Here is a 22,932-nt window from a genome sequence, read left to right as displayed (position 1 = left end):
GTCACAGCACCTCCGGAAGGCCCGCGCCCGTCAGGCGCTGGCGCCGCCCACGGAAGGCGTGGACGAGGAAGACGGCGGCGAGCACCGCCGGCACCACCTGGAGCACCCCGGTGAGCTCGAAGAGGAAGTCGTTCGGCAGCTCGTAGGTGGGGGGCGGGAACAGCCGTCCCAGCAGCTCCGGGGACGCGCCTCCGAAATAGAAGACGTTCTTGAGGACGTGGTTGTAGGCGCCCTCGAACACGCCAATCATCCCCACGGGCACGCCGAGCGTGGTCAGCGCGAAGACGGCGAGCGCCACCCCACCCGTCCAGCCCCCGGGTCTCGCGCGGAGCACCGCCAACGCACCGAGCAGCACCACGGCTGTGACGGCGGCGATGGCCACCATGTGCAACCGCCAGGGCGTCCGGTAGATGAAGGCGCCATACGCATGGTGCACGCTCGTCAGCAGCAGCACGGCGAGCGACGCCACCGCCGAGCGGGCCACGGGGCTCAGGGTCTTCGACCATCTCACGGCATCCATTTCGCATTCCTCCCAGGACACATGGGCGCGGGCCGATGGGCCTCGCGCGTCCTGGGACGGATGTGCAGCGCGCTCCGGTAGAGTGCGAGCGAAGCCTGGACACATCACCTGTGCGTCCCGCGCATCAATGCCGTGCCCGCGACAGCCATGCACTCGCTCTCCAACATCGACGCCTTCGTCCGAGCCGTGGAGGACGGCGGCTTCACGCGCGCGGCGCGGAAGCTCGACATCACCGCCTCCGCCGTCAGCCGGCGCATCGCCCGGCTGGAAGAGGAGCTGGGCGTGCGCCTCTTCCATCGGACGACGCGGGCGCTCCGGCTCACCGACGACGGCCGTGAGTTCTATGCCCGCTGCCAGCGCGTCCTCGCGGAGCTGAACGAGGCGAAGGAGGCCCTGTCCCGCTCGCGGAGCCGGCCCACGGGGCGGCTGCGCGTGGAGACGCCCCAGGTCATCGGTCAGCTCGTGCTCACCCCCGCCCTGCCGCGCTTCCTCGCGGCGTACCCGGGCCTCGAGCTGCACCTGACGCTGCGGGACGAGGTGGTGGACCCCATCACCGAGGGCGCCGACGTGCTCATCCGCATGGGCCCGCTGGCGGACTCGCGGCTGGTGGCGCGCAAGCTGACGGTGGCGCGGCTGGTGGCCGTCGCCGCCCCCGCCTACCTGGAGCGCCACGGCACCCCGAGGACGCCCGCGGACCTGGCCCGGCACCAGTGCCTGGGCTTCCTGCGCCAGGGCGTGACGGGGGAGTGGCACTTCAAGGACGCGCAGGGCCCCATCCGACTTACACCGCGCGGCGCCTTCCACGTCAGCCAGGGAGCCACGCTGCGGGACGCCGCGGTGATGGGGCTCGGCATCGCCTGGCTGATGGACTTCATGGTGGCGCGCGAGCTGGCCTCCGGCGCGCTCGTCACGGTGCTCGACGCGTACGCCTGCGAGGAGCGCCCCATCCACGCGCTCCACCCCGCCAGCCGGCACCTGCCGTCCCGCGTCCGCGTCTTCCTCGACTTCATCCAGACGCTGTTTCCCTCCGGCGCCGGGCCCCTGCCACGGGGGCAGACACATCCGGCGATGAAGGTTTGACATGGAGTGACCGCAATACACTCACTCCCATGCCGAGGAGGACACATGCCCACGACGCCGCCCTGCGCGACGCGCTGTGCGAGTGCTTGGCCCGGGAGGAGCGCGCGGCGGGCCACGCTTACGGGCGCAAGGAGCTGGCGGCGGAGCTGGAGCGCCTCATCCGCGACGCCAGCGCCTACCGCGACGAGGTGGACGTGGACGACGAGGACCTCTTCCCGGACGGGCTGGAGGCTCACGAGACGGTGGCCGGGCAGCTCAAGCTGGGTGAGCGCGTGCACGGCCTGTTCACCACGGGCTTCACCAGGGACGGCCCCCTTCCCCATCTGCCTGGAGATGCTCGACCGCGACCAGAAGCCGGGCGTGGAGCGCGAAGATGCGTCCACGAACCCGGACACCGCACGCATCTGGAACGTGGTGAACGTGCGAGCCGTTGACCGCTCCGCCTCTCTCCTCTACCCCGGAGTGGGAGGCCTCCACGCGCCACCTCGCGCTGCGCGCGGAGTCCTCCTCGCGGGTCGCGCACCGCGTGCAAGTCAGTCCCGGCAAGGCGACGGTGCTGCTGTTCGACGCGCCGCTGTCGCGCGTGAAGGACTCGCACATCCAGCAACTCACCGCGGAGGTGGAGCGGCTGCGCGGTGAGCGGTGCCAGCCCGGTGGGCTCACGGGGGCGCTCATCGCCGGGCACATGGGAAAAGACGGCGTGCCGGCGCTGGAGATGTCCATGCAGGCCAAGGCGCGCCCGCGCAACGCACTGCGCGCGCGCTCCGTTCAACAACAGGGTGCTGAACGTAGACCTGCATGCGCTCCGTTTGCCTCTGACGGTGGCGGGGCCCTGGGGAAGGTGTTGAAGCGCCTCGTCCGTCAGGCCTCCTCATCGGGCAGCAGCGTGCGCAGGAGCTCATCGTCGGGACCGAGCGGACGCCAGCCGGGAGGCGGGGGCTTTGCGCGGAGCGAGGCCCTGGCCTGCTCGACGCGCTTCTCATGCGTAATGGGGGTATGGGAAGACCAGGCACTGAGCGCGTCGGCGACCTTGAACCGGTTTGCGTCGTCCAGCACGACGGGCCAGCCATCCGGGAGACACCTCCACAGCTCGCGCACGAGCTGCCCGCGCACCAGCCGGGTGAGGTGGCGGCCCCGCTCCGCCTCTTCCACCATGGCCTTGAAGACCTGCACCCCAGCGACATCGTCCTTGCCCAGTTCCTCCGCCAGCTCCACCAGCGAGGCGGTCGGGCGGGCCTCGGCGAAGGCGGTGACGGAGTCGTAGCCGCGCTCGCGGACCCGCTCATACAGACGCACCACCCAGTTGCCCCGCCACGCTCGGCCGTCGGTCATCTCCCTCTCCAGGGAACGAAGTTGAGAGGGATATCGTATTCCTGCATGTGCATCGTGATGAGCTTCAGTATTTCGTCCCGGGTCAGCATCCGGCCCGCTTCGATTTCGGCATCGCGCAACCTTCGCATGATCATCCGGTTCCACTCATCGGGCCAGGTGCGCCCCAGGCGCCAGTTGCCTCCACCGTGGATGGCCTGATGGTGCGCCTTCTCCAGCTCGACGCAGAACTGGTCGATGTCCATCTCCCCGGTGAAGCCGCGCTCCTCGAACCATTTCCGGTGCTCCCGCGGCAGCACGTGGTGCCTCGGCCGTCCGCCCATGCCCGCGCCCCACCGGCCCGTCTCGCGCAGGGCCTCCACTTCCGGCCCCTCTCCCAGCGCCTCGAGCACTCCGGGCGACAACTCCCCGGGCGCCTGCGCCATCCACACCGACCCGGCCACCACCGGCACCACCACCGCTCCGGACTGGCTCGCCGGCACGGCGACGCGCTCCACCACCAGCACCCCACGCCCCGACAAGGACAGCACCGGCACCTCCGCCCCCGCCAGCGCGCCACTCACCGCCCGCGTGGTGGCCGAGGCCGTACCCCACATCACGAGCAGGTGCGTCGACAGCCGGGCCACCGTCTTCATCTGCTCGCCCGCCGTCATGTACCGGAAGCGCTCCCAGTACGCGGGCGAGGAGGCAATCAGGGCCACCACCCCCGCCGGCAGGTGGCGCAGCGCCGCCAGGTGGTCCGCCGGCCGCGTGAGGAACTGGCCCAGCGCATGGTACAGCTCGACGAACGCCTCCTCCGCCCCGTCCAGCGTGCGGCCGGGGACATCCGCGTCGTCGTACACCTCGGCCAGCACGGCCCCCTCCACCGGCCGCATTCGCGCGTCCACCGGCCGGAAGACGCCGCCGCGGCCGGAGTAGAAGCGCCCCAGCTCGAAGGCATGGGCGCGGAAGGCGCCGTCCCTCCATTCCACCGGGGCCACCTTCTGCTGCGTGCGTCCGGTGCGCACCCACGCCAGGTACCCGTCCGGCCTCAGCACCGCGATGCTGGTGAAGCGCTCCACCCGGCGCAGCAGCTCCTCGCGCGACACATCGCCGCCTTCCAACACCTCGCGCAGCAGGTGCGCCGCCGCCATGCGCGGTGGGAAGTGGCCCAGCGTCATCGGCTTCTGGAGCAGCAGTGCCAGCGCCCGGGACGCCTCCTCCCGCGTGAAGGGGTTGACGCGAGGGGGCAGTTCCTCCGTCGCTTCCAGCCCCGCGTGCACCAGCAGCTTCTCGAAGGCGTCCACCTCCAGCAGGCCCGCCTCGACCACGAATGGGCCCAGGTCGTCCACACTCACCGCCGTGCCCACGCTCATGCGAAGGGCGCGCCGGTGGCGCAGCCGCACCCGCGGGCCCGCCTCCGGCTCCTCTCCCCTTGAAGCGCGCGGTGACGGCGCTCTCGCATCGCCCGCGTCGCGCGGCGGCGCCACCGTGGCGCACCCGGTGGCCAGCCACGCCGCGGCCACCAGGGCCAGCCACTTCCCCAGCGACCCGGTGCCCAGCCCCCATCCCCGGGCTCGCCGAGGCGAAGTCCCCGGGCCGCCGTCGCACTCCCAACGCGGAATCCCCATCGTGCCCGTCTCCTGGTGGCGCCCCCAGAGCGCGGGGACACAACCAGGAAATACACGAACAGCCTGACAGAGACGCAGAGCCGAAGAAGGGTGGACGTGCCCGCGCCGCCGTCACGCGCTCCCGGCGCGTGGACGTCACCGTGGTGGGGCCGTTCTCCTCCAGTTCACCGAGCCCCTTGCCCCGTGACGCGCCAGAAGGCCGGCCGCTCCCTCCGCCGCCTGCCCGGGTGAAGCGCCGGTGCGCGCCTTCCACCGGGACGCCGAGCCTGCCCGCCCGTCCTCCGGCCCACCGGCGCCGGACGTGGCGGGAGGTTGGGAAGCGCGGCATGTGTAGCTGTTGAAGTCCAAGCGGCGCACGGGGACCGTGCGCCTGTCTCCCCCTTGGCACCGCCCATTCCGGCACCCAAGGTTGTTGGAGGGACGCACGGCCGACCGGATCGCAGGGGCGATTCGATTGGGGGCAAGGGCATTGAATGGCTGAGGGCTTCCAATACGCCGGCGCCGTTCCCGGAGAACCACAACCTGGGAGGCGGCTCGGCAACCGATTCGAGCTGGTCCAGCGCCTGAAGACGGGCCGTGGCATCTCCACCTGGAGTGGCAATGACCTGCGGACCGGCGAGCGGGTGGTCGTCAAGGTGACGTCCGCCACGGCGCTCGCTCCGGCGGCCCGGCACAGGCTGGAGCACGAGGCTTCCGTCCTCTCCCGGATGGACAGCCCCTTCGTCGTCCGCGTCCGTCACCTGGGCCTCTCCGGCGACCTGCTCTACCTCGTGACGCCCTGGCTTGAGGGCGAGACGCTGGAGGAGCGCCTGTCCACGAGGCCCCTCCACGTGCCGGAGGCCATCACCCTCGGCCGCTGTGTCCTGGCCGCGCTGGCGGAGGTGCACCGCCATGGCGTCCTCCACCGCGACGTGAAGCCCTCCAACCTCCTCGTCTCCGGCGAGCCGCTCTCCCGCGCCACGCTGGTGGACTTCGGCCTGTCTCGAAGCGAGCGGCTGGACCCTTCCCTGCGTGATTTGCCCGTGGGCACCGCGCGCTACCTGTCACCGGAGCAGGCCGGGCTGCTCAACCGGCCCGTGGAGGCCACGTCGGACCTGTACTCGGTGGGCGTCGTCCTCTTCGAGGCGCTCTCCGGCCGGCCCGCCTTCGACGGCGCCTCCGTGGGTGAGGTGCTGCGCCAGCACCTGGCGGCGCGTCCCCGGCTGCGCACGGTGGGCGTGGAGGTGCCTCGCGCGCTGGAGGAGCTCATCGCCCGCCTCCTGCAGACGGACCCGCAGGACCGCTACCAGTCCGCGGAGTCCGCGCTGGCGGACCTGCGCGACCTCGAGGACGCGATGGCGCACGGGCAGGCGGAGCCGGAGCTCGTCACCGGCGCGCATGACCAGCGCCGCAGCCTCGCGGAGCCCTCCTTCGTCGGCCGCCAGGAGGAGGTGGCCACGCTGGAGCGCGAGCTGGAGCGCACCCGCACGGACCCGGGCCGGCTGGTGGTGGTGGAGGGCGAGTCCGGCGGCGGCAAGAGCCGGCTGCTGGAGGAGTTCTCCGCCCGCGCCATCCAGCACCGCACCTGGGTGCTGCACGGACAGGCGCTGGACCAGGCCGCGCAGCGCCCCTTCCAGCTCTTCGCCGAGGTGGCCGCGGGCATCACCACCGCCATGAAGGAGCGGCCGGCGCTGGCGGAGCTGCTGCGCGAGCGGCTCGCGGGCCAGGAGGCCGGCCTGTGCACGGTGCTGCCGCAACTGGAGCCCGCGCTCTGCCCCATGCCGCAGGCGGGCGCGCAGGGGCTGGGGCCGGAGTCGCTGGGCGAGAGCCGCAGCATCTGGGCCCTCACGGCCCTGCTGGGCGCGCTGGGCACGGAGGACGAGCCCGCGGTGGTGGTGCTGGACGACTGCCAGTGGGCGGACGAGCTGACGCTGCGCGCGCTGGAGGGCTGGTCGCTCGCGCGCCGCCAGGCCCGGGGCCGGGTGCTCGTCGTCGTCTCCTTCCGCAGCGAGGACATCGGCCCCACGCACGTGCTGCGGCGGCTGGCCCCCACCGCGCACCTGCGCCTGTCCGCCTTCGGCGCCGCGGACGTGGTGCGGCTGGCGGAGTCCATGGCGGGCGCCCTGCCGCCCGAGGCCACCGACCTGGTGACGCGCCTGTCGGAGGGAAACCCCTTCATGGCCAGCGCCGTGCTGCACGGCCTCGTGGAGGACGGCGTGCTGGTGCCAGGCACTTCCGGCTGGGAGGTGCAGCCCGAGGCCATGGCGCACGCGCGCTCCTCGCGCCAGGCGGCCACCTTCCTCGTGCGGCGCCTGCGGCTGCTGCCCCCGGACGCGCTACGCCTCCTGTCGGTGGGCGCGGTGCTGGGCAAGTCCTTCGAGCTGGGGCGCATGGCGGCTCTGGCCGGCACCACCCCGGCGGAGGTGGTCAACGCGCTGGACGAGCCGCGCCGCCGGCACATGCTGTGGGCGGAGGGCACGCGCTACACCTTCGTCCACGACAAGCTGCGCGAGGTGCTGCTGGACATGCTGACGCCGCAGGAGCGGCGCGAGCTGCACCGGCTGGCCGCGAGGACCGCCGCGAAGAGCCTGCCGCAGGACCCCTTCGAGCTGGCGTACCACTTCGACGCCGCGGGTGAGTACTCCCAGGCGCTGCCCTACGCGATGCTGGCCGCGGAGCAGGCCCGCCAGCGCTTCGCCCTGGAGACGGCGGAGCTGAACTACCGCATCGCCGAGCGCGGCACGCCGGGCGCGGACGCGGGCACCCGCTTCCGTATCGCCGCCGGCCTGGGCAACGTCCTCATGCTGCGCGGCCGCTACGAGGAGGCCCGGCAGCAGCTGGAGCGCGCGCAGTCGCTCGCACGGGACAAGACGGAGCAGGCGCGCATCCTCGGGCAACTGGGAGAGCTGGCCTTCAAGCGGGGGGACTTCGGCCAGGCCAACACGTACCTGGAGCAGAGCCTCAAGCTGCTGGGGCGCTGGGTGCCCCCGCGCGGCCTGCTCACCGGCGTCAGCTCGCTGTGGGAAATCCTGTCGCAGGCGGGCCACACCCTGGCGCCGCGCGTGTTCCTCGCGCGCCGTCCGCTGGAGCGCGGCGAGAAGGACATGCTGGCCGTCCAGCTCTACAGCCGGCTGGCCTACGGCTACTGGTACCGCCGCGGGCGCATGGCCGTGCTGTGGGCGCACCTGCGTGACTTGAACCTGGCGGAGCGCTACCCGCCCACGCCGGAGCTGGCCCAGGCGTACTCGGCGCACTCGCCGGCGCTCACCACCCTGCCCTGGTTCAGCCGCGCGTACGCGTACGCGGAGAAGTCCCTGGCCCTGCGCCGGGAGCAGGGCGACGTGTGGGGCCAGGGCCAGTCGCTGCACTTCTACGGGCTGGCCTTCTACGCCTCCTCGCGCTTCCAGGAGTGCATCGACAAGTGCCGCGAGGCGGTGCGCCTGCTGGAGCGCACCGGCGACCCGTGGGAGGTGAACAACGCCACCTTCCAGATTGCCATGTCCCTCTACCGGCTGGGCCGGCTCAAGGAGGCGCTGGAGACCAGCCAGCGGCTGCACGCGGCGGCGCTCGCGCTGGGAGACCGGTACGCGGTGCGCCTGGGCCTGGAGGCCTGGGCCAAGGCCGCGGGAGGCCGCATCCCCGGCTCGCTGCTGGAGGGCGAGCTGACGAACCCGGACCAGCCGGACCCTCAGAGCCACGCGGGCGTCCTCCAGGCGGAGGCCATCCGCCTGCTCTACCTGGGAGACGCGGCGGGCGCGGTGGAGGTGCTGGAGCGCGCCCAGCGCATCGCGGACGAGGCCCACCTGCGGCAGGAGTACGTGGCCCCCATCGTCCCCTGGCTGGCCACCGCGCTGCGCCAGCTCGCGGAGGGCACGTCCCACCTGCATCCCGCCCGCCGCGAGGCGCTGCTGGAGCGCGCCGACGAGGTGGCGAAGCAGGCCCACCACACGGCGCGCACCTACCACAACAACCTCCCCCACGCGCTGCGGGAGCGCGGATTGCTCGCCGCCATGCGCGGCCACCCGCGGCGCGCGCGCCGCTTCCTGGAGCAGTCCCTGCGCGTGGCGGAGGCGCAACGGATGCGGCACGAGCGCGCGCTGACGCTGCGGGCGCGCGGAGAGCTGGGACGGGCGCTGGACTGGCCCGGCGCCGTGGAGGACCTGGCGGAGGCCACCCGCGAGCTGGAGGACATGGAGGAGGGCCTCGCCCCCCGGGAGGCCGCGCGGGAGAACGGCGGCGTGGGCACGCTGTCCCTGGTGGACCGCTTCCCGCGCGTGCTGGACGCGGGACGCCGGCTGGCCTCCGCCCTGTCACGGGAGGCCGTCTTCGAGGCCGCGCGCGAGTCCATGATGGAGCTGCTGCGCGCCGAGCACTGCGTGGTGCTGGACCCGCGGGGCCTGCTGCCCGACGAGGAGGTGGCGGCCCAGGGCATCAGCCGCACCGCGCTGGCCCGCGCGCTGGAGACGGGCCGCATCGCCGTCATGGGCCAGGGGCTGCCCGGCGGCGTCAGCGAGAGCATGGAGTTGCTCGGCGTGCGCTCGCTCCTGTGCGCGCCCATCCAGGTGCGGGGCAAGACGGTGGCGTGCGTGGTGGCCAGCCACCGGCAGGTGGGCGCGCTGTTCGGCGAGGACGAGGAGCGGCTGGCGGAGTTCGTCACCGTGCTGGCCGGCGCCGCGCTGGAGAACGCGGAGAACTTCGCCCGCATCGCCGCCCTCTCCGAGGAGCAGGGCCGCCTGTACCGCGCCGAACAGGAGGCGGTGCGCCGCCGTGACGACTTCCTCTCCATCGCCGCGCACGAGCTGAAGACGCCGCTCACCTCCCTGCAGCTCCACATCCAGGGGCTCCAGTCCCAGGTGCGCGCCGGCGCGCAGAAGCCCCTGGCCCCGGAGAAGCTCACCACCAAGCTGGAGTCCGCCTACTCCCAGACGCAGCGGCTGGGGCGGCTGGTGAACGACCTGCTCGACATCTCGCGCATCGCCCAGGGCCAGCTCCAAATCAAGCTGGAGGACGTGGACCTGGTGCCGCTGGTGCGCGGGCAGCTCGAGCGCAGCCGGGAGGCGCTCGCCCGCGCCGAGTGCCCCGTCCGGTTCAACACCTCCTCGCCCTCCATGGTGGGGCGCTGGGACGCGATGCGGCTGGAGCAGGTGGTGGGCAACCTGGTGGCCAACGCCATGAAGTACGGCGCGGGCAAGCCCATTGACATCGTCCTGGAGGAGACCCACGGACACGCCCGGCTGAAGGTGAGAGACCAGGGCATCGGCATCGCGGAGGAGGACCGCGAGCGCATCTTCGAGCGCTTCGAGCGCGCCGTGTCCGTGCGGCACTACGGCGGCTTCGGGCTCGGCCTGTGGATTGTCCGCGAAATCGTGCAGGCCCTGGGCGGCACCATCGTCGTGGACAGCACCCCGGGCCAGGGCTCCACCTTCACCGTCACCCTGCCCTTCTCGGGGCCCGTGCACTGACGGGCCCTCGCGGGCCTCAGCGGCGCGTCAGCTCCAGGTAGATGACGTTGTCCTGGGTGTCCCGGTACAGGCGGATGCCGGCGAGCTGCTCCATGGGCACCTCGCCCAGCAGGGCGCGCATGTCGTCCTCCTCGCGGTAGATGAGCCACCAGTCCATGAAGGCCTCCATGTAGCCCGTCTCGGGAGGGTACCGGGCGAAGTTGGCCACCAGCATCTTCCCGCCGGAGCGCAGCATGCCGAACAGGAGCCCGGTGAGGCGCGTGGCCACCGCGTCCGACAGGTAGTCGTAGAGGCCCGCCGAGTAGACGAAGTCCATGTCCTGGAAGGTCGTCTTGCCGGACAGCAGCGCTCGCACCGAGCCGCAGACGGGCTTCACCACGCCGTGGGGGTTGTGGTGCGAAATCTCCGCGAGGCTCAGCGGGTCCTGGTCGAAGGCGATGAGCTCGCCGACGCGCTGCTCCGCCACCGCACGCGACGTCTCCGCCTCGCGCAGGTGGCCACACGCCACGGAGAGGATGCGCGCGCCCTCCGGGACACGCTCGGCCGTCTCGTCGATGGTCCGCGCCAGCAGCTCGCGCCGCTCGCGCACGCTGAGCGAGCTGGGCTGCTGGTGCATGTACCGGTAGATTTCACGCCCCGCGTGCAGCTCGTCCGCGGCCCGGTCCATATAGAGGTAGTCGATGAGGACCGCATCCCCCGCGTACCCGCGCGGGCGCTCCCAGGCCCGGCGCGTGAAGGGGCACTGGTGCAGGAAGGGCCGGAGCGGATGCTTCTTCGCCGTCTCCTTGCAGAACTTCCGCCACACCTCCGGGCTCCACCGCCGCCGCAGCGTGAGGAGCCCCAGGTGCAGCGAGTGCATGTTCTGCCACAGCACCTCGTCCGGACCCTCCACCATCCGCGCGTAGACGTTGTCGAGCCACCTCTGCGCCTCCGCCAACGCGTCCTCGAATGGGGGAGCCTGCTCGGTGATGACCAGCCGGTTGCGCTCGCCTGGAGGGGCGGTGGGGGCACCGCGGGTGAGAGGGGTCTGGGATTCTTGCATCGCCAACACAACGCGGAAGGGGCTGGCTTTCACTTCCCCCGAAAACACGCTCGAACCTTCTCGTGGCCCATGCGGCCGGACGGGCGCGGCCCTGGCGGCTCCCTCACGGGCAAGCGATGGAGTGGCTCAACCCTCGCCGCCCCGGGTGATTTCCAGACGGATGCCGTCGTCAGGTGGGAGCTCGATGGGCTCCAGCTCCCGCGTGCCGGACACGCAGTGCCGCCGCAGCGTGCGTTCGATGTCCTCCAGCAGTGCGAGGACCGGGCGCACGGTGAGGTGGGTGATGAACGCCAGCTCATCCAACAGGGGCAGGTTCTCCGGCTGGTGGGTGGCCACGTAGAGCATCCCCCGGGCGCCATGCCACTCGACACGCAGCGGACACACCCTCAGGCGGGCCAGCACCTCGGGGGCCACGCTCTTCACCATCGCGGCCGGCACCTTCGCCATCTCCTCGCCCCGGACGAAGGGCACCCGGAGCTGGCTCGACAGCGCTCGCTGCACCTGCCCCGGCTCGAGCAGCCGCAGCTGGACCAGCGCCTCGCCCAGCTTGCAGTTCCACCGCGACTGGTACGCGAGCGCCGTGGCCACCTGGGCCTCCGTCAACAATCCCTGGCGGACCAGCAGCTCACCCAACCTCACCCGCCGCACGCGCCACCCCCGCGACCAGTCCGTGCGTCGTGGGGAATGCGGACCGCGTGCCACCCCGTGGCCCAGTGCTTTCGCACGGTTGCAAGGGGCTTTCACCACCAGGTGGAAACGTTTTCCCCCTGAGGGCTTTCGAAATGACGGGAGTGTTGGAATCTCGCCTTGGGCGGGTCATTGCGCCAGATTCCCCGCACTTCTCCACACGCGGTCCGGAGGTCCGATGCCGTCCTGGCTCCCCCTGTCCCGAGCGCTCGCCGCCATGGCTCTCGTCCCCACCCTCGCGCTGTCCGCTCCGGACAAGCCGCGGCCCGACAAGCCAGGGAAGGCAGCCCACGCCACCGCGCGGCCGTCGAAGCAGTACACCATCGACCCGTTCATGAAGACGACGGACGTGTTCGGCGCGTCCTTCTCTCCGGACGAGAAGCGGCTGCTCTACACCTCCAACGAGACGGGCATCTTCAACGTCTTCTCCGTGCCCGTGGCCGGCGGCAAGCCCACGCAGCTCACCCGCTCCACCACGGACGCCACCCTCGCGGTGAGCTACTTCCCGAAGGACGAGCGCGTCCTCTTCTCGAGGGACCAGGGCGGCAACGAGCTCACCCATGTCTACGTGCGCACCCCGGATGGGAAGGAGCAGGACCTCACCCCGGGCGACAAGCACCGCGCCACCTTCCATGGCTGGAGCCATGATGGCTCCGCCTTCTACGTCCTCAGCAACGAGCGAGAGCCGCGCTTCATGGACGTGTACCGGTACGACGCGAAGACGTACGCGCGGACCCTGTTCTTCCAGAACGACGGCGGCTATGACCTGGGCGCCGTGTCAGCCGACGAGAAGTGGCTCTCCGTGGACACGCGCCGCACCCTGGCCGACAGCGACGTCCACCTCTACAACGTCGCCACGAAGGAACTGAAGCACCTCACCCCGCACCAGGGCACCGCCTCCTGGCGGTCCGCCACCTTCGACCCGGCCTCCACCGCGCTGTACCTCCTCACCAACGAGGACACCGAGTTCACCCGCGTGGTGCGCTACGTGCTGGCCACCGGGAAGATGGAGGAGGTGGAGAAGGCGGACTGGGACGTGGCGTACACGGCCTTTTCCCGGAACGGCGCCTGGCGCGTCACGGGCATCAACGAGCATGGCCGCATCGCCATCCGCGTCCATGACGTGAAGGCCGGCAAGCCGGTGGCCCTGCCCCAGTTCCCCGGGGGTGCCATCACCGACGTGGTGATGGCCCGCAGCGAGAAGCGGATGGCCTTCTACGTGAACGGGGACCGCTCGCCGCCGAACCTCCATGTCTATGACTTCGCCACGAGGAAGGCCACGCGGCTGACGGACACGCTCACCCCCGAAATCGACCCGAAGGACCTGGTGGACTCGGAGGTGGTGCGCTTCAAGTCCTTCGACGGGCTGACGATTCACGGCGTCCTCTACAAGCCGCACCAGGCCACGCCGGAGAACAAGCAGCCCGCGCTCGTCTGGGCCCCCGGTGGGCCGGGAGACGGCACGTACCGGGGCTACCTCGGGTTCATCCAGTACCTGGTCAACCACGGCTACGTGGTGCTCAGCGTCAACAACCGGGGCAGCACCGGCTACGGCAAGTCGTTCTTCACGGCGGATGACCAGAAGCACGGCCGCGAGCCGCTGCGGGACCTCGTGGAGGCGAGGAAGTACCTCACCAGCCTTCCGTACGTGGACGGCTCGCGCATCGGCATCTTCGGCGCCAGCTACGGCGGCTACATGACGCTGGCCGCCCTGGCCTTCCACCCGGACGCCTTCGACGTGGGCGTGGACGTCTTCGGCATCTCCGACTGGCTGAGCGCCCTGAAGGACCTGCCGCCCGTCGCCTTCCGCGACGCGCTCTACCAGGAAGTGGGCAACCCGGAGACGCAGGAGGAGATGCTCCGCGCCACCTCGCCCCTCTTCCACGCCGACAAGATTCGCAAGCCGCTGCTCGTCATCCAGGGCGCCAACGACCCGCGCGTGAAGAAGTCGCAGTCGGACGCAATCGTCGAGGCCGTGCGGCGTAACAAGGTCCCGGTCGACTACATGGTCCTCCCCGACGAGGGCCATGGCTTCAGCAGCAAGAAGAGCGAGGCGGACACGTCCGTGCGCATCCGCGAGTTCCTGGACCAGTACCTCAAGAACGCTCCCAAGGCAGCCGACCCGACGAACTGAGCCTCAACCCCGCGGGCCCCCGGGTCCGCATTCCCCGCACGCAGTCTGGAGGTCCCATGCCGTCCTGGAACACCCTGTCCCGAGCGCTCGCCGCCGTGGCGCTCGTTCCCACCCTGGCGCTGGCCCAGCCCGCCCCGTCACCGGCACCCGCGAAGGCCCCGCCCGCCCGGGCCACCGCGCGCCCGTCGAAGCAGTACACCGTCGAGCAGTTCATGAAGACGACCAACGTGTTCGGCGCGTCCTTCTCTCCGGACGAGAAGCGGCTGCTCTTCACGTCGAACGAGACGGGCATCTTCAACGTCTTCTCCGTCCCCGCCGCCGGTGGCAAGCCCACGCAGCTCACCCGCTCCACCACGGACAGCACGTACTCCGTGGGCTACTTCCCCAAGGACGAGCGCTTCCTCTTCTCGAGGGACCAGGGCGGCAACGAGCTCTCCCACCTCTACGTGCGCACCCCGGACGGCAAGGAGAAGGACCTCACCCCGGGCGACAAGCACCGGGCCAGCTTCGCCGGCTGGAGCCATGACGACTCCGCCTTCTACGTCCTCAGCAACGAGCGCGACCCGCGCTTCATGGACCTGTACCGCTACGACGCGAAGACCTACGCGCGCACCCTGCTCTTCCAGAACGACGGCGGTTATGACCTGGGCGACGTGTCCCCGGACGAGAAGTGGGTGTCCCTCGGCAAGTCCCGCACCACGTCCGACAGCGACGTCCACCTGTACAACGTCGCCACGAAGGAGGTGAAGCACCTCACCCCGCACCAGGGCACCGCCTCCTGGCAGTCGGCCACCTTCGACCCGGCCTCCACCGCGCTGTACCTCCTCACCAACGAGGGCACCGAGTTCACCCGCGTGGTGCGCTACGTGCTCGCCACCGGGAAGATGGAGGAGGTGGAGAAGGCGGACTGGGACGTCATGTACACGTACTTCTCCCGGAACGGCGCCTGGCGCGTCACGGGCATCAACGAGGACGGCCGCACCGTCATCCGCGTCCATGACGTGAAGGCCGGCAAGCCGCTGGCCCTGCCGCGGCTCCCCGAGGGTGACATCACCGGCGTGTCCATTGCCCGCAGCGAGAAGCGGATGGCCTTCTACGTGCGGGGAGACCGCTCGCCGACGAACCTCTACGCCTACGAATTCGGTACGAAGAAGCTCACCCGGCTGACGGACACACTCACCCCCGAAATCGACCCGAAGGACCTGGTGGACTCGGAGGTGGTGCGCTTCAAGTCCTTCGACGGGCTGGCCATTCCGAACATCCTCTACAAGCCGCACCAGGCCACGCCGGAGAACAAGGTGCCCGCGCTCATCTGGGTGCACGGCGGCCCCGGCGGGCAGACGCGCAAGGGCTACTTCCCGTTCATCCAGTACCTGGCGAACCACGGCTACGTGGTGCTCGGCATCAACAACCGCGGCAGCTCCGGCTACGGCAAGTCGTTCTTCACGGCGGATGACCAGAAGCACGGCCGCGAGCCGCTCCAGGACTGCCTGGAGGCGAAGAAGTACCTCGCCAGCCTGCCGTACGTGGACGGCTCGCGCATCGGCATCATCGGCGGCAGCTACGGCGGCTACATGGTGCTGTCCGCCCTGGCCTTCCACCCGGACGCCTTCAACGTGGGCGTGGACATCTTCGGCGTGTCCAACTGGCTGCGCACGCTGAAGAGCATTCCGCCCTACTGGGAGTCCTTCCGCGAGGCGCTGTACCAGGAAGTGGGCAACCCGGAGACGCAGGAGGAGATGCTCCGCGCCACCTCGCCCCTCTTCCACGCGGAGAAGATTCGCAAGCCGCTGCTCGTCATCCAGGGCGCCAATGACCCGCGCGTGCTGAAGGTGGAGTCGGACGAAATCGTCCAGGCCGTGCAGAAGAACAAGGTGCCCGTCGAGTACGTCGTCTTCCCCGACGAGGGCCACGGCTTCAGCAAGAAGAAGAACGAGGCCGAGGCCTTCTCCCGCACGCGCGCCTTCCTGGACCAGCACCTCAAGCAGGCCCGCGCGACGAACTGAGGCCCCGGGGCCGCGGGCGGAACCGGCCGCCCGCGCCCCCAGGTGTCACTCACGCCCGGAGCGGATTCACGACCTCCGGGCACTTCCAGTACGTGTACTCGCAGGTGTCCTTCGACTCGTCGCAGGGCACCTTCATGATGGTGATGAGCTCGCACGGGTGACGAGGCGCGTCCGCCCCGCTCCCGCCTCGCGTGTGGCCGTCGCCGCCCGCGTCGCGCGGCGACTCCTTCGACTCGGACACGTCGGGCGGAGGGACCGCCACGGCGTGGTTGCCCGCGGGCGTCGCGCTCGTCGCGCGGCCCCGGCCCTTGCGCGAAGCCCCGCGCGACTCCTGGCGCGACTCCTGCGGCGGCGCCACCGACGTCGTCGACATCTCCGGCGGCAGGCCCGGCGCCGTGCCCAGCACGGCCCCCAGGACGTAAAGCTTCGTGTTCATGAGACCCCCTTGCCAGCCGCGACCGCCGCCACGCCCCATCGGCGCGGCGGTACCGGTGCGACGGCAACGACGTAGGTAGCACCCGGGTCTGACATTCCCCGTACTCCCGGACAGGGCAGGCGACCACCCGTCAGGGCGGGTTTGATCCGTCGAGTATTGGAATGTCCGTGGCTGCGGCTAGGATGGCGCGCCCGTACGGAGCCGCCACCTCATGCCTTTCCAGATCAACGTCCACGAGCAGGACCGCATCCTCGAGGTCATCTACCCCCCGCAAGTCACCGCGGAGGACCTGTCCGAGTACCTGGCCGAGGTGAAGAAGGCCATCACCGGCATGGCGGGCGAGTGGTCCGCGCTGGTGGACCAGTCGCAGCTCCGGGTGATGTCCGGCGACGTGGTCAGCGCCATGGCCAGCCTCAACGCCTTCGCGCAGCTCCACGGCATGAAGCGCTCGGCGCGCGTGGTCATCGACCCGCCCTCCGGCCTCCAGGCGTGGCGCATGACGAAGCGGGCCATGCTGACCATCCCCACGCGCACCTTCGAGACGCGCGGCGAGGCGCTGGGGTGGCTGAGAGACCCCGACGCGGACTGAAGGTCCCCGCATTCCTGGAATTACTGGGACCCTTACGGAACCCAGGTTTTTCACTTATAGTGCGGCGGCCTGCCCCCCAAGCGGGCATTCACCTCCCCCTCAGGAGTGGTCGCTTCATGTCCCTCATCCGCACTGGTGCCCGCCGGAAGCTGTTCGGCGCGCTGCTCTGTACCCTCTCCCTCGTGGCCTGTGGTCCCGCCCCTGAAGGCGAGTCCACCGGCGACGCTCCGCCCACGGGCACGGACAAGAAGCCCGTCGTCTACGGCACGGACGACCGCATGGACGTGTACGCGCACCCGGATGCCACCCTGCGCGCCCGCGCCCAGCAGGCCACCGTGGCGCTGATGAACCCGTCGGACTTCAACGCGACGAACCCCAACAACGTCACGTTCAACGCGTCCACGCTGCGCAGCGCCTACAACCTGTGCAGCACCGAACGCTTCCTGGATGACCTGACGCCGGCCTTCTGCTCCGGCACGCTCATCGACGACGACCTGGTGCTCACCGCCGGCCACTGCATCACCAGCGCCTCGGCCTGCACCAACACGCGCTTCGTCTTCAACTTCTACCGCACCGCCGCCGGCGCGATGCAGACGGTGACCACGGCGGACATCTTCTCCTGCCAGTCCATCGTCGTGCGCCAGCAGGCCACGGTGAACGGCCGCAACCTGGACTACGCCATCCTCCGGCTGGACCGCGCGGCCACCCCGCGCTTCACGCCCGCTCCGGTGCGCGCGGGCAACTCGGCCATGGCGGCGGGCGCCAACGTCACCGTCATCGGCTCGGGCAGCGGCATCCCCTTCAAGATTGACTCGGGCGGCTCGGTGCGTGACGCGCGCGCCTCCACGCTGGACTACTTCGTGGCCAGCACGGACACCTTCGGCGGCAACTCCGGCTCCGGCGTGTACGAGATGAGCGGCTACACGGTGGCCGGCATCCTGGTGCGCGGCGAGACGGACTACGTCTCCAACGGGAGCTGCAGCATCGTCAACGTGTGCGCGGAGTCGGGCTGCCGGGGCGAGGACATCACCTACGTGTGGCCCGCGGTGGAGGCGTACTGCGCTGTGGCCACCAGCGAGCGCCTGTGCACCGGCCTGCCGCCGCCCCCGCCCCCGCCGGCCAACAGCTTCACGTACACCGCCAGCAGCACCAACAACGCCACCACGAACACCACCAACAAGGTGGTGGCGCTCACCGCGGGGCAGAAGATTACCGTGGCCACCTGCGGCCTGACGGGCTCCACCTTCACCGGTGACACCTGGCTGCGCCTGAACGGCCCGGCGGGCTCCGAGGTCGCCTCCAACGACGACGCGTGCAGCGGCCGCGGCTCCAGCCTGAGCTTCACGGCCACCACCGCCGGCAACTACGAGATTCGCGCGGGCTGCTACTCCAGCGGGAGCTGCGGCGGCACCGTGGTGTGGACCATCGAGACGGGCACCCCTCCGCCCACCGGTGGCGGCTCGTTCGCCTACAGCGGCAGCAACACCAACAGCGCGCAGCAGAACACCACCAACCGCGACATCACCCTCTCCGCGGGCCAGGTGATTACCTACGGCACCTGCAACGTGACGGGCGCGTCCGGCACGGGTGACACGTACCTGCGCCTGTACAACGCCTCGGGCACCCAGGTGAGCTTCAACGACGACGGGTCCGGGTGCGGCACGCTGTCGTACGCCACCTATACGGTGCCGGCGGGCGCGGGCGGCACGTACCAGCTGCGCGCCGGCTGCTACTCCAGCAACAGCTGCAGCGGCACGGTGGCCTGGACGATTCAGTAGCCTCGTGACGTGAAGGAAGTTCCACGCGGGCGGTCCGGTGAATCCGGGCCGCCCGTGCTGTTTCGCGTAGGCACTTCAGCGCGGCCTACGCCATCAGCGTCGACGGTGTGATTTTGAAGCGCCAGTAAGCCGCTTCGCGTGATGCGCGACACGAACAGCGGGATGACCCGGGCCACGGGAAGCATGCGCCCGCGCTCCAGCGCCAACTCGCGCAGACCTGCCGCGCCCGTTCACCTTCTCCGGAACAAGTGCTGTCGGACCAGAAGGGGAACCTATGTCCTGTCGCCCTCGCCGGGGCACTCGCAGGAGGCCTACATGACCGCACGTCGGGGCTGGGCAGTTGTGTTGCTATTGCCGCTGTCCTTGCCGGTAACGGGCTGGGCGCGGGAGCAGGAGCCCCCACTGGCGACAGACGGGGAGGCCCCCCCCATCATCGAGCCGCTCCTGGGTACGCCGCCCGAGCCCGCCGACGAAAACGAAGCAGAGGAGGCCGAGTCGTTTCCGCCCGCGCCGTTGCAACGACGGTGGGCCTGGCTGCTGCGACTGGAGGCCACGACGCTGGCGTTGTTGCCACGACCTGTCGCCGGTGAGGACGAAGGCTTTTTGCTTTTGGAGCCCATGGCCGTGGTCGACGGCGGAGAAACGTTTGGTCTCAACCTGGGCGCCCCAGTACGGCTGCGAATGTGGGGCGGAGGGGCGGGCGCCGGCCTGGTGCGGAAGGCTACGAAGGCACCACGCGCCTCACCGGCGGGACATTGCCTCCCGGCACGCGCGCCTATCTCAGCCCCGAGGCGTGGCGCCACCACCGCGAGCACGCCGGCGAGCCCCAGGCCCCGTATGACTCCACGCCGAAGGATGACGTCTACGCGCTGGGCGTCGTGCTCTTCTGGCTCCTGACCGACAGGCGTGCCTTCCACGTGACGGACAAGGCCGGCGTGGACGCGGTCATCTCCCAGCCTCCCACGGCGCCCCATGCGCTCAACCCGCGAGTGCCGCCGGAGCTGGGCGCGCTGTGCCTGCGCCTGCTGGAGAAACAGCCCGCGGACAGGCCGGACGCGGAAGCGGCATGCGAGGCGCTGGAGGCGCTGCTGACGCGGGAGGGGGCGGAGTGGGACGTGCCGCTGTGTGAGTTCCACGGCGTGCACAACGCCACCACCCGGCCCGGCCCGGACGCGGACGAGCTGGCGGCGTGGGTCAATGAGCTGCGCGAGGACGTCCCACCGCGCCGGGGGCGGCGCCCGCCGCGCCACTGGGGGGACGGCGCACCCGGCGCCGCGTTGTCCGTACCGGAGGCGGCACCGCCGCCACCGCCCGGCGAGGCGACGGCGCCCGCGCACTTCGCGCCTGCTGTCCCGGCGGCGCCGCCACGCCCGCGGCCGACTCCCGAGACGGCGTCTCCCGGGCTCCCGCCGCCCGTGGCCGCTCCAGCCTCCGTGGACCCTGTGTCCGCGGAGGCGGCTCCTGGCGGCACCACGTCACCCGGCACGGACGTCCGCGTCCCGGTCCGCTGGCGGCGGGGCGCCCTGACGCGGGCCCTTCTCCAGGCACTGGTGCTGGCCGTGGCGTGGCTTCACGCGGCGGGAGGCGGCTCGCGCGGGGCCGGGCTCCGGGCCGCGCCGGACTCCCACGGCACGGTGCGCGACGGCGAGACCTCGCGCGTCTTCCCCGCGCCGTGGGCAGGCGGCTGGGAGGACAGGAAAGTGGCGCCCCCATGGATGCCGCCGGAAGCTGACGGGGCCGCGGTCCGGCCCGGGCCGGCCTCCACTCCCGCGGCCACCGCCTCGCGCGCGGTGACTCCCGAGGAACCGGCTGCCGTGAAGACCTCCGCCTCCGAACTACCCAGCACTCCCGCCACCGGGCTGAGCACCGTGAAGAGGGCGGTGAGCGTGGCGACGGCCTGCGCCGCCCTGTCCGGCTGCGTCGGCGCGCCGCCCCGTCCGCCGCCGTCCGCGGAGCCCTGCCCCCCCGGCGCCATCGAGGCCATGGAGTCTGTTGGCATCTACGTTGGGAAGGAACATGGAGTGACCTTCCACCTGGAAGCCGCGGACGTCAGCTACATCACCCTGCACGAGGGCTGGAGCTCGGTCCGCTTCATCGACTACTTCGGCGAGTTGCCCTCGTCGACGGTGCTCTCGGGGCGCATCATCCTGGGGGACCGCGTGTACGGCCGGTTCACCCAGGCCCAGGTCAAGGGCCAGAGCCGCCCCATCCCCGTCTGCATGGAGCTGTTCAACGTCAAGGTGAAGCCCGACTCCGGCCTCGCTCCCAATACCGTCCGGATTTTGTCCACCGCGGATGTGCGGGTGGTGGACGGCTTCAAATAGCGCGGCCCGGCCAGTGCCCGCCCGCGCGTGGCGGCCCATGGTAGAGGCCATGTGCTACGTCGCGATGCCCTCCGCGACCCAGGAGGTTTCGCCCCATGCCCGCCGCCCTGCCCACCGTTCTCCTGGTGCCCCTCCTGCTGGCGGGCCCTCCCTCCACTGGGACGACGCTCGCCTCCTGCCAGACGGGCATCCGCCACATCGAGCAGCCCGCGACTCCCCTGGAGCCCCCCATCCAGGTCTGCATCAGCCCCGGACAGTCCACCCTCCTCGACTTCAACGGCGCTCGCGCCCGGCTCGGTGGCCCTGGAAGGGAAGGAGCGCTTCGCCCTCGTGGACCCCGCCCGGAGCACCCTCAAGCTGGTGCCCTCGGAGCAGATGGTGCCGGGAGAGCGGTTCCGGCTGACGGTGCGCTTCGAGAACACCTCCGCCCCGGCGAGTGCCTCCCTCCAGTTCGTGGTCCATGCCGCCCAGGCCGAGCCCCTGGTGAGCGTGCACCGCCAACCGCGCCCGGCGGAGTCCTTCCGGCAGGAGCTCCAGGTGAAGGACGCGCAGCTCCGCCGGTGTCAGGAGGACAACTCGCGGCTGCGCGCGGAGAGCACCGGCCCGGGTGGGTTGGCGGGACTCCTCGCCGCGGACGTCACGGGGGACATGGGCGTCGACGCCGAGGACATCCTCGATCGCATCCTTCGGGCGCCGTCGAGTGCGCTCAGATTGCAGCGCGTCCATGCCTACCGCACCAAGGACCGCGTGGGCGTCAGGCTGGCTCTGGAGAACCCGGCGGGCGGGGAGGAGTGGACGGCGGAGTGGGCGAGCCTGGTGCTCGCGGGCAGGCGGGACCTGGAGCTGAAGGTGCTCGTCGTGTGGCAGAAGGCGCCCATCCCCGGAGGGGAGAGCAGGAAGGTGGTCGTGGAGGCCGAAGCCCCGGACGCGAGCATCCGGGGGCCCTTCGTCCTCAAGCTGTGGGCGAAGGGCGGGACGCGGCCGGTGACGCTGAGCGGCGTGACCTTCCCGTGATGCAGGGGCATACCAGTACTCGCCCGCGTCCAGTTTGTCCGCCACGCGCTTGAGCGTGCTTGAGACCGCGTCCGGGTAGGCCAGGTGCAGGTCGAAGGCGAAGCCCTCCGCGTGGTGGACCCGGTGCACGGCCACGAAGAGCTGGCATGCCAGCGCCATCTTCATCGGCAGGAAGGCCCCGTTGGGCTTGCGGTCCGGGTGGTAGCCGAACCGCGGGCAGTACGTGGCCCACCTCACATTGTCCAATGCCTCCAGGCAGATGAGGTGGTGCGCGGCTAGCGAGAAGGGCCCCGCGTACCACGGGTGCGTCGACAGCTCCCGCCCCTCCAGCATGTGGAGCCTCCTCGTCTCCTCATCCCCTCTGCTCCCGCCCGCCACCCTCAACAGAGTCCCTCTCCGTCTCATGCCTCCCGCCGTCCGAACCCGAAGACGGAGCGGGGGGGGGATACGCCGGGTGGAGGAGCGGAACCTCCATCTTGAAACGCTGGCGGCCAGGGGCGCGACGGGTCATTCCAGATGCCGTCCAACGCAGGTGGGACCCCTGGCTCGGCTCGCGTCTTCTGGTGGCCTCCGTCCGTCGGGTCGAGGTCGACGATTTCCTCTCGCTGTCCATCACTGATGCGCCGCAGGATACGGCCATCAATGCTGATGGCGTATTGCGCACCGGAATCCAATGCCGGGTATGAACGACCGCAGTACGCGTGATCTTCGTAGATTTGGACGAAGATGATGTCGCCCTGCCGAATGACGCGGTAGCGCTGAGCCTCCTGCCTGTCGCGGCACGGTGGGTTTTTCGCGCCCGGGGGAAGAAAGTCATTCGCGGCGATCATCACGGCTCGGAGCATCTCGCCGTCCAGTTCATACGGTTGCCCGGGTGCTCCCACGTCAACGACCTCTCGCTCCGGGAAGTCTGGAAAGATAATCGAGGTATCGTTCTCGACA

15 protein-coding genes and 1 pseudogene are annotated in these 22,932 nt (G+C 70.8%); 9 read left to right on the top strand and 7 right to left on the bottom strand.

The window, feature by feature from the left end; all coding sequences use genetic code 11:
• Position 1: 1 nt before the first annotated feature.
• Complete coding sequence (locus K8638_RS23205) at positions 2–511, bottom strand: hypothetical protein (protein WP_223756781.1); 510 nt, start codon at positions 509–511, stop codon at positions 2–4.
• A gap of 156 nt (positions 512–667) precedes the next feature.
• On the opposite strand from K8638_RS23205, the gene K8638_RS23200 reads away from it, so the two are divergent.
• Entirely contained in the window at positions 668–1,600 is a 933-nt protein-coding gene (locus K8638_RS23200; RefSeq protein WP_223756780.1) for a LysR family transcriptional regulator, read from the top strand.
• A 29-nt stretch (positions 1,601–1,629) separates the two neighbouring features.
• Positions 1,630–2,034, top strand: coding sequence for a hypothetical protein (locus K8638_RS23195; RefSeq protein ID WP_223756779.1), 405 nt, complete (start codon positions 1,630–1,632; stop codon positions 2,032–2,034).
• A 427-nt stretch (positions 2,035–2,461) separates the two neighbouring features.
• Here the strand turns inward: K8638_RS23195 and K8638_RS23190 are convergent, their stop codons facing one another.
• Together K8638_RS23190 and K8638_RS23185 are read right to left on the bottom strand one after the other, a co-directional pair.
• Positions 2,462–2,932: an NUDIX hydrolase gene (locus tag K8638_RS23190; RefSeq protein ID WP_223756778.1), complete on the bottom strand. Its 471-nt coding sequence runs from the start codon at positions 2,930–2,932 to the stop codon at positions 2,462–2,464.
• Positions 2,929–4,539: a TIGR02269 family lipoprotein gene (locus K8638_RS23185; RefSeq protein WP_223756777.1), complete on the bottom strand. Its 1,611-nt coding sequence runs from the start codon at positions 4,537–4,539 to the stop codon at positions 2,929–2,931. Before K8638_RS23185 ends, K8638_RS23190 begins: the two co-directional genes overlap by 4 nt.
• A 473-nt stretch (positions 4,540–5,012) precedes the next feature.
• Here K8638_RS23185 and K8638_RS23180 point away from each other — a divergent pair, with 473 nt between their 5' ends.
• Positions 5,013–9,980, top strand: coding sequence for an ATP-binding protein (locus K8638_RS23180; RefSeq protein ID WP_223756776.1), 4,968 nt, complete (start codon positions 5,013–5,015; stop codon positions 9,978–9,980).
• A gap of 16 nt (positions 9,981–9,996) precedes the next feature.
• On the opposite strand, the gene K8638_RS23175 is transcribed toward K8638_RS23180, so the two are convergent.
• Together K8638_RS23175 and K8638_RS23170 are read right to left on the bottom strand one after the other, a co-directional pair.
• Positions 9,997–11,022, bottom strand: coding sequence for a class I SAM-dependent methyltransferase (locus K8638_RS23175; RefSeq protein WP_223756775.1), 1,026 nt, complete (start codon positions 11,020–11,022; stop codon positions 9,997–9,999).
• Positions 11,023–11,148: 126 nt separating this feature from the next.
• A complete protein-coding gene (locus K8638_RS23170; protein ID WP_223756774.1) occupies positions 11,149–11,661 on the bottom strand; it encodes a pilus assembly protein PilB in 513 nt (170 codons plus the stop codon).
• 226 nt (positions 11,662–11,887) lie between these two features.
• Here K8638_RS23170 and K8638_RS23165 point away from each other — a divergent pair, with 226 nt between their 5' ends.
• Both K8638_RS23165 and K8638_RS23160 read left to right on the top strand, forming a co-directional pair.
• The gene (locus K8638_RS23165) at positions 11,888–13,843 is read left to right on the top strand and encodes a S9 family peptidase (RefSeq protein WP_223756773.1); all 1,956 of its coding nucleotides are present in this window, start codon (positions 11,888–11,890) and stop codon (positions 13,841–13,843) included.
• 56 nt (positions 13,844–13,899) lie between these two features.
• Positions 13,900–15,849, top strand: coding sequence for a S9 family peptidase (locus tag K8638_RS23160; RefSeq protein WP_223756772.1), 1,950 nt, complete (start codon positions 13,900–13,902; stop codon positions 15,847–15,849).
• Between the two features lie 49 nt (positions 15,850–15,898).
• Here the strand turns inward: K8638_RS23160 and K8638_RS23155 are convergent, their stop codons facing one another.
• On the bottom strand, positions 15,899–16,285 hold the full coding sequence (locus tag K8638_RS23155) for a hypothetical protein (protein ID WP_223756771.1): 387 nt from the start codon (positions 16,283–16,285) through the stop codon (positions 15,899–15,901).
• A gap of 211 nt (positions 16,286–16,496) precedes the next feature.
• On the opposite strand from K8638_RS23155, the gene K8638_RS23150 reads away from it, so the two are divergent.
• The 4 genes from K8638_RS23150 (at position 16,497) to K8638_RS23130 (ending at position 21,990) form a co-directional block, all read left to right on the top strand.
• Entirely contained in the window at positions 16,497–16,874 is a 378-nt protein-coding gene (locus K8638_RS23150) for an STAS/SEC14 domain-containing protein (RefSeq protein ID WP_223756770.1), read from the top strand.
• A 116-nt stretch (positions 16,875–16,990) separates the two neighbouring features.
• Positions 16,991–18,652 (top strand): serine protease, encoded by a 1,662-nt coding sequence (locus tag K8638_RS23145; RefSeq protein WP_223756769.1) that lies wholly within the window; start codon positions 16,991–16,993, stop codon positions 18,650–18,652.
• Between the two features lie 755 nt (positions 18,653–19,407).
• Entirely contained in the window at positions 19,408–20,976 is a 1,569-nt protein-coding gene (locus tag K8638_RS23135) for a hypothetical protein (RefSeq protein WP_223756768.1), read from the top strand.
• Between the two features lie 27 nt (positions 20,977–21,003).
• On the top strand, positions 21,004–21,990 hold the full coding sequence (locus tag K8638_RS23130; RefSeq protein WP_370644088.1) for a DUF2381 family protein: 987 nt from the start codon (positions 21,004–21,006) through the stop codon (positions 21,988–21,990).
• A gap of 36 nt (positions 21,991–22,026) precedes the next feature.
• Here K8638_RS23130 and K8638_RS45275 read toward each other — a convergent pair.
• A pseudogene (locus tag K8638_RS45275) lies at positions 22,027–22,323 on the bottom strand (AHH domain-containing protein); the annotation flags it as partial.
• Between the last annotated feature and the right edge of the window lie 609 nt (positions 22,324–22,932).

This window comes from Myxococcus sp. RHSTA-1-4 (assembly GCF_020037125.1).
Lineage (GTDB): Bacteria > Myxococcota > Myxococcia > Myxococcales > Myxococcaceae > Myxococcus.
The sequence above is the reverse complement of the archived record's forward strand: the minus strand, read 5'-3'. Positions and strand labels throughout refer to the sequence as shown.

What these genes read in the sequence shown, in the direction of transcription:
- K8638_RS23200 (WP_223756780.1), top strand. Translation starts at nt 668, where the DNA reads ATGCACTCGCTCTCCAACATCGACGCCTTCGTCCGAGCCGTGGAGGAC.
- K8638_RS23195 (WP_223756779.1), top strand. Translation starts at nt 1,630, where the DNA reads ATGCCGAGGAGGACACATGCCCACGACGCCGCCCTGCGCGACGCGCTG.
- K8638_RS23190 (WP_223756778.1), bottom strand. Translation starts at nt 2,932, where the DNA reads ATGACCGACGGCCGAGCGTGGCGGGGCAACTGGGTGGTGCGTCTGTAT.
- K8638_RS23185 (WP_223756777.1), bottom strand. Translation starts at nt 4,539, where the DNA reads ATGGGGATTCCGCGTTGGGAGTGCGACGGCGGCCCGGGGACTTCGCCT.
- K8638_RS23180 (WP_223756776.1), top strand. Translation starts at nt 5,013, where the DNA reads ATGGCTGAGGGCTTCCAATACGCCGGCGCCGTTCCCGGAGAACCACAA.
- K8638_RS23175 (WP_223756775.1), bottom strand. Translation starts at nt 11,022, where the DNA reads ATGCAAGAATCCCAGACCCCTCTCACCCGCGGTGCCCCCACCGCCCCT.
- K8638_RS23165 (WP_223756773.1), top strand. Translation starts at nt 11,888, where the DNA reads ATGCCGTCCTGGCTCCCCCTGTCCCGAGCGCTCGCCGCCATGGCTCTC.
- K8638_RS23160 (WP_223756772.1), top strand. Translation starts at nt 13,900, where the DNA reads ATGCCGTCCTGGAACACCCTGTCCCGAGCGCTCGCCGCCGTGGCGCTC.
- K8638_RS23155 (WP_223756771.1), bottom strand. Translation starts at nt 16,285, where the DNA reads ATGAACACGAAGCTTTACGTCCTGGGGGCCGTGCTGGGCACGGCGCCG.
- K8638_RS23150 (WP_223756770.1), top strand. Translation starts at nt 16,497, where the DNA reads ATGCCTTTCCAGATCAACGTCCACGAGCAGGACCGCATCCTCGAGGTC.
- K8638_RS23145 (WP_223756769.1), top strand. Translation starts at nt 16,991, where the DNA reads ATGTCCCTCATCCGCACTGGTGCCCGCCGGAAGCTGTTCGGCGCGCTG.